This is a genomic window from Micromonospora sediminicola (assembly GCF_900089585.1).
Classification (GTDB): domain Bacteria; phylum Actinomycetota; class Actinomycetes; order Mycobacteriales; family Micromonosporaceae; genus Micromonospora; species Micromonospora sediminicola.
This window is the reverse complement of record NZ_FLRH01000003.1, coordinates 4365690-4379218: the sequence shown is the minus strand read 5'-3', so window position 1 is coordinate 4379218 and position 13529 is coordinate 4365690. Positions and strand designations below refer to the sequence as shown.

The following is a 13529-nucleotide window of genomic DNA, read 5'->3' as shown; positions in this document are numbered from 1 at the left end:
GGTGCGCCCGCGGCCGTCCCGGTGCGGCGTCCGGCTACCGTTCGGGTCATGACCGTCGAAGCCGGCCCGACGCCGGGGCTCGCCGCGTTGCTGCCCTACCTGCGCGCCCACCGCGGCACCCTCGTCGCGGTGGGCGCGTTGTCGCTCTCCGGCGCCGCCGCCGCGCTCGCCCAGCCGCTGCTCACCCGCGCCGTGCTGGACCGGATCACCGCCGACCGGCCGGCCGGCGCGCTGGTGGTCGCGCTGGTCGTCCTGGTGGTGGCCGGCGCGCTGCTCGGTGGGCTCCGCGACTACCTGCTGCAACGCACCGGCGAGGGACTCGTGCTGGGGGTCCGCCGACGGCTGGCCGGGCACCTGCTGCGCCTGCCGATCGTCGAGTACGACCGGCGCCGCACCGGTGACCTGCTGTCCCGGGTCGGCGCCGACACCACGCTGCTGCGGGCGGTGGTCACGTCCGGCCTGTTCGAGACCGTCACCGGCGCGGTGATGGTGGTCGGCGCCGGCACCGCGATGCTGCTGCTGGACCCGCTGCTGTTCGGGGTGACGCTGGCCGCGGTCGCGGTCGGCGTGGGCTTCGCGGTCACCGTCGCCCGCCGGGTGCGGGGCCTGGCCCGCCGCGCCCAGGAACGCGTCGGGGAGATGACCTCGGCCGTCGAGCGGGCGATCTCCGCGGCGCGGACCATCCGGGCCAGCCGGGCCGAGGGCCGGGAGACCGCCACCGTGGTGACCAGCGCGACCGCGGCGTACGACGCCGGTCTGCGGGTGGCCCGGGCCCAGGCGGTGGTCGGGCCGGCCAGCACGGTCACCGTGCAGGGCGCCTTCCTGCTGGTGCTGGCCGTGGGCGGGGCCCGGGTGGCGGCCGGGGCGATCAGTGTGGGCGACCTGGTCGCCTTCGTGATGTTCCTGTTCTTCCTGGTGCTGCCGCTGGGCCAGGCGGTGCACGCCTACACGCAGCTGCAGAGCGGGCTGGGCGCGCTGGCCCGGATCGAGGAGATCCTCACCGTCGCGGACGAGCGGGTCGACGACCGGCCGTCGGCCGCCGTGACCGTGCCGACCGCCGGCGTTCCCGCCCGGGTCGAGTTCGACCGGGTCGGTTTCGGCTATCCCGGCGGCCCGCCGGTGCTGCGCGAGGTGAGCTTCACCGTGCCCGCCGGCAGCCGCACCGCGCTCGTCGGCCCGTCCGGCGCCGGCAAGTCCACCCTGCTGGCGCTCGTCGAACGCTTCTACGAGGTGGGCGAGGGCGCGGTGCGCCTGGACGGCGTGGACGTGCGGGAGCTTCCCCGCGACGCGCTGCGCGCCCGGCTCGGCTACGTCGAGCAGGAGGCGCCGGTGCTCGCCGGCACGCTGCGCGACAACCTCCTGATCACCGCGCCCGACGCCACCGACGACCGGCTGCGCGGCGTGCTGGACGAGGTCAACCTGGGTCACCTGGCCGACCGGACCGCCGACGGGCTGGACGTCCAGGTCGGGGAGGGCGGTGTGCTGCTCTCCGGTGGGGAACGGCAGCGGCTGGCCATCGCCCGGGCGCTGCTGGCCGGGCCGCCGGTGCTGCTGCTCGACGAGCCGACGAGCAATCTCGACGCGCGCAACGAGGCGGCGCTGCGCCGGGCGATCGACGCGGTGGCGGTGCGGCGGACCCTGCTGATCGTGGCGCACCGCCTGTCGACCGTGGTCGACGCCGACCAGATCGTGGTGCTCGACGGCGGCCGGGTGGTGGCCGTCGGCACGCACGACGAGCTGACCACCGCCAGCCCGCTCTACCGGGAGCTGGCCACCCACCAGCTTCTCGTGGCCTGATCCACCCATCGCGCGCCTGACCTGGGGCGACCGGCCGAAATCCGGACACGGCGTGGCGGCGGCGCCGGGCGGGGGTCACAATCGGCTGCGGTTCGCGTACCGTTGCGGCTCATGGGTGTGTCGCAACGGTTGAAGACCAGGTTCCGCCGGTTCCTCCAGCGCCCCGGGACGACTGTCGACCTGGCGCCGCTGGAGAAGCTGCTGCCGGCGATCGAGGCCCGCGAGGCCGAGCTGGAGCAGCTCTCCGACGCCGAGCTGACCGAGGCGGCCGGGCAGGCCGAGAAGTACGAGGAGATCTGCGCGATCGGCCGTGAGGCGGCCCGGCGCGGGCTCGACCAGCGCCCGTACGACGTGCAGCTGCTCGGCGCCATGGCGCTGCTGTCCGGCAAGGTCGCCGAGATGGCCACCGGTGAGGGCAAGACGCTGACCGCCACCGTCGCCGCGTACGGGCACGTCCGGCTGGGCAACGGCCCGGTGCACGTGCTCACCGTCAACGACTACCTGGCCCGCCGCGACGCCGAGTGGATGGAGCCGGTCTACACCCTGCTCGGCCTCACCGTCGGGTGGGTCAACGAGGCGTCCACCCCGCAGGAGCGGCGCGCCGCGTACGCCTGCGACGTCACCTACGTCTCGGTCAGCGAGGCCGGCTTCGACTACCTGCGCGACCAGCTCGCCACCGACCTGGCCGACCGGGTGCAGCCGCCGCTGAAGACCGCGATCGTCGACGAGGCCGACTCGATCCTGATCGACGAGGCCCGGGTGCCGATGGTGCTCGCCGGCGCGGTCCCCGGCGAGCAGGACCCGGTGCACGCCGCCGCCGCGCTGGTGCGGGGCCTGCGCAAGGGCAAGCACTACACGGTCGCCGAGGACGGCCGCAGCGTCGCCTTCACCTCGGTCGGCCTGGCCACCGTCGAGGCCAAGCTCGGCGGCATTGACCTGTACGACGAGGAGCACGTCGGGCAGCTCTCCGCGGTGAACGTGGCGCTGCACGCGCACGCCCTGCTGCACCGCGACGTCGACTACATCGTCCGGGACGACTCGGTCGAGCTGATCGACGAGATGCGCGGGCGGGTCGCCCAGCGCCGCCGCTGGCCGGACGGGCTGCAGGCGGCGGTCGAGGCGAAGGAGGGGTTGGACGCCACGGCCGAGGGCGAGGTGCTGGGCACGGTCACCGTGCAGGCGTACATCGCGCTCTACCCGACGGTCTGCGGGATGACCGCGACCGCGGTGCTCGTCGGCGACCAGCTCCGCGAGTTCTTCGGCCTCGAGGTGGCGGTGATCCCGCCGAACACCCCCTGCGTGCGCGAGGACGAGTCGGACCGGATCTACGCCACCCGCGCCGAGAAGGAGGAGGCACTGGTCGACGAGATCACCCGCTGCCACCAGGCGGGGCGGCCGGTGCTGGTCGGCACGCTCGACGTCAAGGAGTCCGAGGGGCTGGCCGCCGCGCTGAACGCCGCCGGGGTCCCGTGCGTGGTGCTCAACGCCAAGAACGACGACGAGGAGGCCGGCATCATCGCCGAGGCCGGCGCCCACGGCGCGGTGACGGTCTCGACCCAGATGGCCGGGCGGGGCGTGGACATCCGGCTCGGCGGCAGCGACCAGACCGACCGCGACCTGGTGGCCGAGCTGGGCGGCCTCTACGTGATCGGCAGTGGCCGGCACGACAGCCGCCGGGTCGACGACCAGCTGCGCGGCCGGGCCGGCCGGCAGGGCGACCCGGGCGGGTCGGTCTTCTTCGTCAGCCTGGAGGACGACCTGGTCGTGCGGCACGCCGGCGACACCGTCCCGGCGTCGCCCCGGATGAACGCCGACGGCCTGGTCACGGACCCGCAGGTCGACTACGCGGTCGAGCACGCCCAGCGGGTGGCCGAGGGCGTCAACCACGAGATCCACCGCAACACCTGGCGCTACAGCCAGGTGATCGAGCAGCAGCGCAAGGCCCTGGCCGAGCGCCGGGAGCGCCTGCTGACCAGTGACATCGCCGCGTTGATGTTGCTGGAGCGGGTGCCGGAGAAGGCCGGCGAGATGGACGAGGACCTGCTCGCCGACGTGGCCCGCAAGATCGCCCTCTACCACCTCGACCGGCTCTGGGCCGAGCACCTGGCCGAGCTGTCCGAGGTGCGGGAGGGGGTGCACCTGCGGGCGCTGGGTCGCCTGGACCCGCTGGACGAGTTCCACCGCAGCGCGGTGCCGGCGTTCAACGCCCTGGTCCCCGAGATCGAGACGCGGACCGTCGCCACGTTCGAGGAGACGGAGTTCGACGAGGGCTGGGAGCCGGACGCGTCGAAGCTGGTGCGGCCGAGCGCGACCTGGACCTACCTGGTGCACGACAACCCGTTCGGCTCGGAGTTGGACCGGCTGATCGCGTCGGTGGGCCGGCGCCTCATCTCCGGGTCCCGCTGACCCACGCTCGGGGCCCCCTCCGGCCGGTACGCGCCGGAAGAGGCCCTTTTGCGCGGTTTCGATCCCGGTCTGCGAGGGTAGTAGGCCGAGGCTCGGCCAAAGAGAGGACGGACATGGACCAGGCAACGGCGCCGGACGGGGACACCGCGTGGACGGACGCGGGGGCGGTGGGGGCCGTGGCCCGGTGAACCTCGAGATGCGCCACGCCATGACCGACAACCTGGGTGTGCTGGAGACCGCCGCGCTGCTGCGTGAGCTGACCGCCGGCCTGATCGCCGTCGCCGACTTCGACGAGGCGCTGGACCGCCTGGTGCGGATCGCCCGCGACGCCGTGCCCGGCGTCGACAGCTGCGGTTTCACCGCGCTGCGTGCCGGGGAGCCGGCCGGGGTGGCCGCCTCCGACCCGCGCCGGGGCGAGCTGGACGACCTGCGGCACGGCCCGGACACGCCGGCCCTGACCGCGGTGCGCCGACGCGAGATGATCATCGCGGCCGAGCTGACCGGGGAGGAGCGCTGGCCGGCCTGGTGCGCGCGGGCCGACGCGCTCGGCGTGCACGGCGTGATCTCCGCCCCGGTCGACGTCGACGAGCAGGTGATCGGCGCGATCAACCTGTACGCCGACTCGCCCGGGACGCTCACCCCCCGGCACCAGCTCACCGCGATGCTGCTCGCCGAGCACGCCGGTCTGCTGCTGGCCGCCGTGCGGGACCGGGAACGGGCCACCGCCCGGGCCGGTCAGCTCGACGGCGCGCTGCTGGCCGAGGGAGTGATCGGGCAGGCCGTCGGCGTGATCATGACGCAGCGCGGCTGCCCCGCCCCGGAGGCGCTGGACGTGCTCCGCAGCGCCGCCTCCTCGTTGGACATTCCGCTGCGTGAGGTGGCCGAGCGGCTCGTACTCACCGTCTCCCGGCCCCGCGACAACTGAACGACAGTCGTTTCGCTCCCGAGGGCGTCGGGTAGCACCCTGGACTGGTGAACTGCGCCGACCTGGGGAGGACGCGATGGAGAGCCGACTGAGGGTGCAGGGGCACCCCATCCAACCGATGCTGGTGACGTTCCCGTTCGGGCTCTTCGTCAGCGCCGCCGTGTTCGACCTGGCGGACGTCGCCGGCGGCCCGGCCTTCCTCGGCGAGGTGGGCTACTGGACGGCGGTGGCCGCGCTGGTCACGGCCGGGCTCGCCACGGTCGCCGGGCTCGTCGACCTGTGGGACGTGCGGATCGGTCGCGCGAACCGGACCGCCGTCACGTTCAACCTGGTCAACGCCGTGATGGCGGCGCTGTTCCTGCTCACCTGCCTGATCCGGGCGCACGCGCCGCAGCGGGGCGCGACCGGCGGGCAGCTCGCGACCGAGCTGGTCGCGCTGGCCGTGGGCGCGGTCGGCGTGGGCCTGGGCGCGCGGCTGATCCAGCAGTCCGACCGGGGCCGCGCCGCCGAGCCGGCCGGGTGGGAGACCTTCGACGGTGTTCCCGGAGCGACCGTCGAGATCGCCCGACCCCGACCGTTCTGACCGTCCGCCGCGTCCCGGTGGGGCGCCGGGCGCGTCGCCGCGGGCGGGGCAGGCAAGGGCAGACCGATATGCCTCCTGGTCATAGTTATGACCAGGAGGCATGTCGCGCTCCGGGCAGGTCACTCCGCCGAGCCGTCCGCCCCCCCCAACCGGCCGGTGACGCGCGCCCGCTCCCACCGGCCGCTGACGCTCGCCCGCCCCCGCCGGCCGGCGGCGCGCGGCCGAGCCCGGGCACGGAAATCGCGTTGCCGTCGGCCGCCGTCCGGCGGCACGCTCGGCCCATGGTCACCGATCGCGGGTTCGACGAGCTGGTTGCCGAGGCCGGCGCCACGCCCGTCGAGGGGTGGGGCTTCTCCTGGCTGGCCGGGCGGGCGACCGAGGAGCGCCCACCGTGGGGCTACGCCCGCCTCGTCGGGCAACGGCTGGCGACCGTCGGGGCCGCCCTGGACATCGACACCGGGGGCGGTGAGGTGCTGGCCGAGGCGCCGAAGCCGCCACCGCTGCTGGTCGCCACCGAGGCCTGGCCGCCGAACGTTCCGGTCGCGCGGCGCAACCTGCGCCCGCTCGGCGCGTCCGTGGTGCGGGTGGCCGACCGGCCGCCGCTGCCGTTCCGCGACGCCGCGTTCGACCTGGTGGTCAGTCGGCACCCGGTGCACACCTGGTGGGACGAGGTGGCCCGGGTGCTGCGCCCGGGCGGCGCCTACCTGTCCCAGCAGATCGGCCCCGGCACGGTCCGGGAACTCAGCGAGGCGATCCTCGGGCCGCTGCCGCCGCCGGAGCACCGCCACCCGCAGGCGGCGGTGGCCGACGCGCGGGCCGCCGGGCTGACCGTGGTGGACCTGCGCGAGGCGACGCTGCGTACCGTCTTCCACGACATCGGCGCGGTGGTCTGGTTCCTGCGCAAGGTGGTCTGGACGGTGCCCGGCTTCACGGTCGACCGCTACCGGGCCCAGCTGCGCCGGCTGGACGAGCGGATCCGCGCCGAGGGCCCGTTCGTCGCCCACGCCCGGCGGTTCCTCATCGAGGCACGTCGCCCCTGACCGGCCCGGCCCGGTGCGCGGCCGCGTGGTGCGCGGCCAGCACGTCCGCACCGAAGTCGCCGGCCGGTCGGCGCAGCACCGTGTGCGCGTGATTGCCGTCGTCGGTGGTGTTGTCGTACTCGATCAGCAGGTCGTCGCCCTGCACCCGGTAGTAGTGCCGCCGGCCCGGCTCGACCGCGCCGGCCCAGGCGAAGTGCAGTTCGCCGCCGTGCAGCCGGTCCGCCTCGCGCGCGGCCAGCTCCGGGGGGAGCCGGTCCAGGTAGAGCGCGACCAACCGGTCGAGCAGCGCCCGTCCGGTCGGGCCGAGCCGTCCCCGGGGCACGCCGAGCGGGTCGAGTCGACCGGGCGCGGTGGCCCGGGTGGCGCTGATGATGTCGGCCGGCGCCTCCTCGGCGATCACCGCGGCGGCCCGCCCGCCGGGGCCGAGCACGTCGAGCAGTTCGCGGGCCAGGTCCTCCTCCGGGCCCAGGGGCCGGGAGACCGGGCGGCCGGCGTGCCGGACGGTGGCCGGATTGGCGCCGAGGAAGACCGGAGCGGGGGAGACCTGGTCGTCGGCGACGGTCATGCTCACCGACAGGTGGTGCCCCTCGAACCGCCACGCCCAGCGGTCGTCGCGCGCCGGGTCGCCGAAGACCGCCACCCAGTAGTCGCCGCTGTGCCGCCCGCGCCGCCACCCCTCCGCCCGGTCCAGCACCTCTTCGAGGGCCATCACGGCCATGGCCTGGGCGTACGCGGCGGGGCTGAGCGCGGTGGCGAGCAGCCGGTGGGCGGCCTTGCGGGCCGGGACGTCGAGGTCGGCGACGGGGACGCCGGGGCGGGGCCGGGGCCGGTACTCCAGCCACCGTCGGGCCTGGTCGTCGTCGAAGTCGTGCCGGGCGCGCCGGCGGGCCGGCTCGTCGAGCGCGGCCAGCAGCGCCACGGCCGCCGCGCGCATCTGCTCGGTTACGGGATCCTCCACCGCCCCTGTATACCGTCCCGCGTGGCCGGGTGCGGGTCGGTGGCGTCAGCGGCCGAGCAGCGCCAGCATCTCCGGCAGCTCGAAGAACTGGGCGGTCTCGACCGCCGACGGGCCACCGTGGTCCGGGTCGGCGCCGGCGTCGAGCAGTGCCCGGACCGCCGCCGCGTTCTGCCGGAACACCGCCGCGGCCAGCGCGGTCTGCCCGCGGTCGTTGGCCCGGGCCGGGTCGGCGCCGCGGGCGAGCAGCGCGGCCACGGTCTCCGGGTGGGCATGGTAGGCGGCGAGGATCAGCAGGGTGTCGCCCTTGGCGTTGGTGAGGTTGACCGGCAGCCCCGCGTCCACGTTGGCCGCCAGTTCCTCGGTCGCCCCGGCCCGGGCCAGGTCGAACATCCGGTGGGCGAAGGCGACGGTCTCGGCGTCCAGTTCGTCGGGCACCCGCCCAGGTTATGGCGTCGCGGCCGGTCCCGCCTGGTAGCTTGCCCAGCCGGGCGAGCGTCGGGGCGGGGCCCGGCCGGTAGCTTGCCCGGCCGGGCACGGGAGGCGGGCATGGACGATCGGGTGTACGTGGGCAACGCGGCGCGCGACGGCGCGACCGACGCGGGCTGGCTGCTGGGCCACTTCAAGCCGGTGGGCGACGTCCGGCACAGCACCGAGGTCGAGGTGAAGTGGGGCGTGCACCCGGCGGGGGAGACCCGGTCCCGGTGGGCCACCGGCGAGCGGCGTACCGCACTGCTGGTGCTGGTCAGCGGCGCGTTCCGCATCGAGCTGCCGGACCGCACGGTGGTGCTGCGCACGCCGGGCGACTACGTGGTGTGGGGGCGGGGCGTGGACCACTCGTGGTACGCCGAGCGCGAGTCGACAGTGCTCACCGTGCGTTGGCCCTCGGTGCCGGGCTACCGGGTGGATCCGCCCGTGCTGCGCTGAGGCGGCCGGGCCCGGGCGGGCATCCGGTGTCCCAGCATGTGGTATAACCTACTAAACCTATAGGGTTTGCCGTCTAAGGTGTGGAGGCACGCGCCGCCCCGCACCGTGAGGACGTCCCGCCGATGACCAGCACCGACCCGACCGACCTGTTGACCGTCGCCGCCCGCTGGGCCGACCCGACCGCCTGGCCGGTCGCCCTGCGCTTCGACCGGTCGCAACGCTGGTACGCCCGGCTGCACGCTGGGGAGGCGTACGAGGTCTGGGCGCTGAGCTGGCTGCCCGGGCAGGGCACCGACCTGCACGACCACGGCGGATCGGCCGGCGCCTTCCGGGTCGTCGCCGGCGTGCTCACCGAGGAGACGGTCAGCGGTGGGCGGCTGCGCCCGCACCGGCTCGCCGCGGGCACCGGACGGCGGTTCGGCGTGCGGCACGTGCACCAGGTCACCAACCGGGGCGACCAGCCCGCGGTCAGCGTGCACGTCTACCGGCCCGCGCTGAGCCGGATGACCCGCTACCACCTCGTCGCCGGGCGGCTCCGGGTCGCCGAGGTGGCCGAGGCCGGCGTCGCCTGGTGAACCCCCCGCCCTCGCCCGTGAACCCCGCCGAACGGAAGGACGCCACGATGGCGCAGACCCCCATCCGCACCGAGAGCTGTCCGGTCCCGCCGCCGGGCTCCCGGGGCATCGACGAGATCCTCGCCGCCGCCCGGTCCCGCCTGCGCCGTCTCGATCCCGAGCAGGCCCACCTGGCCTACCGGGCCGGCGCGCTGCTGGTCGACATCCGGCCGACCGGCCAGCGGGCCGCGCACGGCACCGTGCCCGGCGCGCTCGCCGTCGAACGCAACGTCCTGGAGTGGCGCTTCGACCCACGCTGCGCCGCCCGGCTGCCCGAGGCCGTCGGCTACGACGTGCCGGTGGTCGTCCTCTGCCAGGAGGGCTACACCTCGTCGCTGGCCGCCGCCGCGCTCCAGGAGATCGGCCTGCGCCACGCCACCGACGTGGCCGGCGGCTTCGCCGCCTGGCGCATCGCCGGCCTGCCCACCCTCGGCCCCACCCCGCCGCCCCGACCCTCGTCCACCGCGCCCCCGGTCACCGCCGGCCGGGCGCTCCGCTGACCGTCCCGCCGCACCCGGCAGGGCGGGGCGACCGCCCGCACAGGAGGCCCCCATGTCCGTCGTCGCCCTCAACACCCGTCCGGCCCGACCGGGCCGTACCGACCGGGCGCTGCCGCCCCGGCCGCGCACCGCACCGACCCTGACCGTCACGCTCGACCTGGGCGCCGGCCCGTTGACGCCCGGCCTGGCCCGGCTGGTCGACCTGCTGGACGAACTCGCCGCCTCCGGCGAGGGCCTGGTCCGCCCGGACGAGCACCGGGCCGCACGGGCCGTGCTCGACCTGCGCCGTGTCGCCGCGTCGCCGGCCGAGCCGCCGCCGGCCGCGCCGCCCGCCGGCCCGGGCGGGGTGCGCATGCTCACCGGCACCCGCCGGGTCCGGCACGGCGACGTCGAGGTCGCGCTCACCCGGATCGAGTACGACCTGCTGCAGTTCCTCGCCGAGCATCCGCGTCGGGTGTTCACCCGGCTGCAACTGCTCGCCAACGTCTGGGGTTACGAGCACGCGGTGGCCCGCACCGTCGACGTTCACGTACGCCGGCTGCGCGCGAAATTCGGGCCGGACACGCCGCTGGTGACCACCGTGTACGGCGTCGGCTACCGGCTCGCCGACGACGCTCCGATCGAGGTGGACCGGGACGCCTGACCCGTCGCCGGCCGGCACGCGGCGCACCCGGAACCCGGGTGCGCCGCGTTCACGTTTCGATCGCATCCGCCATTGTGAACCGGTCGGGGACCCCCCGTACCGCCCGTTTTCGGCGCTCTGCTGTAATCAACGGGCCTCGTACGCAGAGCGAGCACCCGGCTCCGATGTGTTCGTCAATTGTCACATTCATGCAACGCAGCCGCCCCTTGACCCTCGCACAGGCGCCGGGAAGCATCGATGAAGCGGCGTCCCGGGCCGTGGGGAGATACCCGGACCAGCCAAGGAGGACCATGTCGGTCAGCCCCGCCTCGTCGCGCGCCGGATGGCATACGTCCCAACCCGCGGTCCCCGGCCGTCCACCCGGCGGCCAGCGTCGTCCCGCCAACACCGCCGCGCCCATGCTCACCGTCACCCTGAACATCCCGCTGGCCTGCGAGGAGTCGCTCACCCCGGCCGCCCGCCGGCTCCTCGACGCCGCCCGCGAGATGCTCGAACGCGGCGACGCGGTGATCAGCGCGGGCGCGGTCCCGGCGGAGCGCCGCCCCGACCCGGTGCCGGCCGGCCGCGGCCCGACGCGCCCACTCGCCCCGACCATCCCGACCCTGCACATCCTGGCCTCGTCCCGGTCGGTGCTGCGCGACGGCGAACCGCTGCCGCTGACCCGCCTGGAGTTCGACCTGCTGCTGCACCTGGTCGCCCACCCGCGCCGGGTGTTCACCCGGCTGCAACTGCTCAACGCGGTCTGGGGCTACGAGCACGCCGGCGTCCGCACCGTCGACGTGCACGTGCGCCGGCTGCGCGGCAAGGTCGGCGTGGACGTCCCGCTGGTCACCACCGTCTACGGCGTCGGCTACCGGCTCGCCGACGACGCCCGGGTCACCATCGACCGCACCGGCTGAGGCGTCACCGGCCGAGCGCCCACCGGACGGAGCCCCGACCGCCCGGACGCGACCGGCGTGGTGACCCGCCCGCCCAGGTGGGCATAGTGGTCGGATGCGCGTCCGCCCGATCAGCCCCGACCGGCTCGTCGCCGAGCTGGCCGGGCGTCTCGCCCGCACCGAGACGCCCGGCCGGCTGCGGGTGGCCGTCGACGGCCCACCGGCCGCCGGGCCGGACGCCCTCGCCGCCGCCCTCGTCGACCCGCTGCGCGCCGCCGGGCGGCCGGCGCTGCACGTACGGGCCGCCGACTTCCTCCGCCCCGCCTCGACCCGCCTGGAGCACGGGCGCACCAACCCGGACGCCTACTACGAGGGCTGGCTCGACGAGCCCGGGCTGCGCCGGGAGGTGCTCGACCCGGCCGGGCCGGGTGGCTCCGGGCGGCTGCTGCCCTCGCTCTGGGACGCCGACGCCGACCGGGCCAGCCGGGCCACCTACCAGGACCTGCCGCCCGGCGGCGTCGTGCTGGTCAGCGGCGCGCTGCTGCTCGGTGGCGCGTTGCCGTTCGACCTGGCCGTGCACCTGGTGCTCTCGCCGGCGGCGCTGGCGCGACGTACCGAGCCCGCGCTGCGCTGGACGCTGCCGGCGTTCGCCCGCTATGCCGACGAGGTCGACCCGGCCTCCTTCGCCGACGTGGTCGTGCGCGTCGACGACCCCCGCCGTCCGGCCCTCGTGGAGGCCGCCTGACCGGCCGCCCGCAACTCACCGGAAAGAGACAGGAAATCTCCGGTTTGGCCGCTCGGGCGCCCGGGTAATCGCCCGGCTCACAGAGCACGGGTGATCTCGCCCGCGCATCCACATTCGGACCTGGTCCTCCGGCGCTCGCCGCCGGAGGACCGGTATGAGGCCGCAGGAAAGGCAGGCAGCGATGCTCGTCCACGACACGACAGCCACGGGCCGCTCCCAGGCGGAGGTCGACCAGATCCGGCAGTCCCTGCGGTCGCGGTACGACGAGCTGACCGCGGAGTACGACCAGGCCGTGATGCAGAGCCAGGTGCTGCGGCTGGTCGAGGTCGGCGACACCGCCGGCGACGACCAGGCCGACAGCGGCACCAAGACCGCCGAGCGGGACACCGCGCAGTCGCTGCTGCGCACCATCCTGGAGCGGCGTGCGCAGTTCGAGCACGCGCTGACCCGGCTCGACGAGGGCACCTACGGCTTCTGCGAGGGCTGCACCGCGCCGATCCCGGTGGAGCGGCTGGAGATCTTCCCGTCCGCCACCTCCTGCGTGGCCTGCAAGCAGACCCGGGAGCGGCGGGCGGCCTGAGCCGCCGCGCCCGGGTCGCCGGTCGGTCCCATGGGTGAGATCAAGGTGGGCACCGCCTCCTGGACCGACCGGACCCTGCTCGACTCCGGCTGGTACCCGGCGAGCGCCGACACGCCGGAGAAGCGGCTGTCCCACTACGCCCGCCGGTTCCCGCTGGTCGAGGTGGACGCCACCTACTACTCGCCGCCGGCCGAGCGGACCGCGCGGCTCTGGGCGGAGCGCACCCCGCCCGGCTTCACCTTCAACGTCAAGGCGTTCAGCCTGCTGACCGGCCACCCGACCCGGGTGTCGGCGCTCTACAAGGACCTGCGGCCGGACACCGACAAACGCAACGTCTACCCGGACGACCTGCCGGCACAGGCGTACGAGGAGGTCTGGACGCGGTTCCTGTCGGCGCTCGACCCGCTGGTCGACGCCGGCAAGCTGGGCGCGCTGCTGTTCCAGTTCCCGCCCTGGTTCACCATCAAGCGGGACAACAAGCAGTACCTGCTGGAGGTGGCGCGGCGCTGCGCCCCGCTGCGCCCGGTCGTCGAGTTCCGACACGCCTCCTGGTTCGACGGCGACAACGCCGAGGAGACGCTCGGCTTCCTGCGCGAGCACGAGCTGCCGTTCGTCTGCGTGGACATGCCGCAGGGACACAGGTCGTCCGTTCCGCCGGTGCTGGCCGCCACCGCCGACCTCGCCGTGGTCCGGTTCCACGGGCACAGCGACAAGTGGACCAGCAAGGACATCCACGAGAAGTTCGGCTACGACTACTCCGACCGCGAGCTGCGCGACTGGGCGCCCAAGCTGCGCGAGCTGGGCGACCAGGCCGAGCAGACGCACGTGCTGATGAACAACTGCTACCGGGACTACGCACAGCGCAACGCCGCCACCCTCGCCGGCCTGCTGGACGCCTGAGCGTTTCACCCGGTACGGGTGAGGCCCGCTCACCCG

Annotated in this window: 15 protein-coding genes; 13 read left to right on the top strand and 2 right to left on the bottom strand. The window is 75.1% G+C overall.

From position 1 onward, the window contains the following. Window positions 1-48: 48 nt before the first annotated feature. The 5 genes from GA0070622_RS20170 to GA0070622_RS20150 all read left to right on the top strand — a co-directional run bounded on the left by GA0070622_RS20170 (window position 49) and on the right by GA0070622_RS20150 (window position 6751). Complete coding sequence (locus GA0070622_RS20170; RefSeq protein ID WP_091575348.1) at window positions 49-1797, top strand: ABC transporter ATP-binding protein; 1749 nt, start codon at window positions 49-51, stop codon at window positions 1795-1797. A 111-nt stretch (window positions 1798-1908) separates the two neighbouring features. Continuing rightward, window positions 1909-4203, top strand: coding sequence for an accessory Sec system translocase SecA2 (secA2, locus tag GA0070622_RS20165; RefSeq protein ID WP_091575346.1), 2295 nt, complete (start codon window positions 1909-1911; stop codon window positions 4201-4203). Between the two features lie 208 nt (window positions 4204-4411). Further along, a complete protein-coding gene (locus tag GA0070622_RS20160; protein ID WP_176558798.1) occupies window positions 4412-5128 on the top strand; it encodes a GAF and ANTAR domain-containing protein in 717 nt (238 codons plus the stop codon). Between the two features lie 76 nt (window positions 5129-5204). After that, window positions 5205-5711 (top strand): DUF2231 domain-containing protein, encoded by a 507-nt coding sequence (locus tag GA0070622_RS20155; protein WP_091575342.1) that lies wholly within the window; start codon window positions 5205-5207, stop codon window positions 5709-5711. Between the two features lie 281 nt (window positions 5712-5992). Continuing rightward, window positions 5993-6751, top strand: a complete 759-nt coding sequence (locus tag GA0070622_RS20150) for a class I SAM-dependent methyltransferase (RefSeq protein ID WP_091575340.1) — start codon at window positions 5993-5995, stop codon at window positions 6749-6751. Here the strand turns inward: GA0070622_RS20150 and GA0070622_RS20145 are convergent. Beyond that, window positions 6729-7685, bottom strand: coding sequence for a DUF3500 domain-containing protein (locus GA0070622_RS20145; protein WP_091575337.1), 957 nt, complete (start codon window positions 7683-7685; stop codon window positions 6729-6731). The genes GA0070622_RS20150 and GA0070622_RS20145 overlap by 23 nt on opposite strands. Window positions 7686-7754: 69 nt before the next feature. Further along, entirely contained in the window at window positions 7755-8144 is a 390-nt protein-coding gene (locus tag GA0070622_RS20140) for an ankyrin repeat domain-containing protein (RefSeq protein ID WP_091575334.1), read from the bottom strand. A gap of 111 nt (window positions 8145-8255) precedes the next feature. Between GA0070622_RS20140 and GA0070622_RS20135 the strand changes: the two genes are divergently transcribed. The 8 genes from GA0070622_RS20135 to GA0070622_RS20100 all read left to right on the top strand — a co-directional run bounded on the left by GA0070622_RS20135 (window position 8256) and on the right by GA0070622_RS20100 (window position 13493). Next, complete coding sequence (locus tag GA0070622_RS20135; RefSeq protein WP_091575331.1) at window positions 8256-8633, top strand: cupin domain-containing protein; 378 nt, start codon at window positions 8256-8258, stop codon at window positions 8631-8633. Between the two features lie 122 nt (window positions 8634-8755). Beyond that, window positions 8756-9208: a cysteine dioxygenase gene (locus GA0070622_RS20130; protein ID WP_091577700.1), complete on the top strand. Its 453-nt coding sequence runs from the start codon at window positions 8756-8758 to the stop codon at window positions 9206-9208. A gap of 47 nt (window positions 9209-9255) precedes the next feature. Continuing rightward, window positions 9256-9747, top strand: a complete 492-nt coding sequence (locus tag GA0070622_RS20125; protein WP_091577697.1) for a rhodanese-like domain-containing protein — start codon at window positions 9256-9258, stop codon at window positions 9745-9747. Window positions 9748-9799: 52 nt separating this feature from the next. Further along, window positions 9800-10390, top strand: coding sequence for a winged helix-turn-helix domain-containing protein (locus tag GA0070622_RS20120; protein ID WP_091575328.1), 591 nt, complete (start codon window positions 9800-9802; stop codon window positions 10388-10390). 290 nt (window positions 10391-10680) lie between these two features. After that, window positions 10681-11289 carry a winged helix-turn-helix domain-containing protein gene (locus tag GA0070622_RS20115; RefSeq protein ID WP_091575325.1) on the top strand — a complete coding sequence of 203 codons (609 nt, stop codon included), beginning with the start codon at window positions 10681-10683 and terminating at the stop codon, window positions 11287-11289. A gap of 94 nt (window positions 11290-11383) precedes the next feature. Continuing rightward, a complete protein-coding gene (locus GA0070622_RS20110; RefSeq protein ID WP_091575322.1) occupies window positions 11384-12013 on the top strand; it encodes a nucleoside/nucleotide kinase family protein in 630 nt (209 codons plus the stop codon). Window positions 12014-12194: 181 nt separating this feature from the next. Continuing rightward, window positions 12195-12593 (top strand): TraR/DksA family transcriptional regulator, encoded by a 399-nt coding sequence (locus GA0070622_RS20105; RefSeq protein WP_091575319.1) that lies wholly within the window; start codon window positions 12195-12197, stop codon window positions 12591-12593. A 30-nt stretch (window positions 12594-12623) separates the two neighbouring features. Further along, the gene (locus GA0070622_RS20100) at window positions 12624-13493 is read left to right on the top strand and encodes a DUF72 domain-containing protein (protein WP_091575317.1); all 870 of its coding nucleotides are present in this window, start codon (window positions 12624-12626) and stop codon (window positions 13491-13493) included. The last annotated feature ends 36 nt before the right edge of the window (window positions 13494-13529 follow it).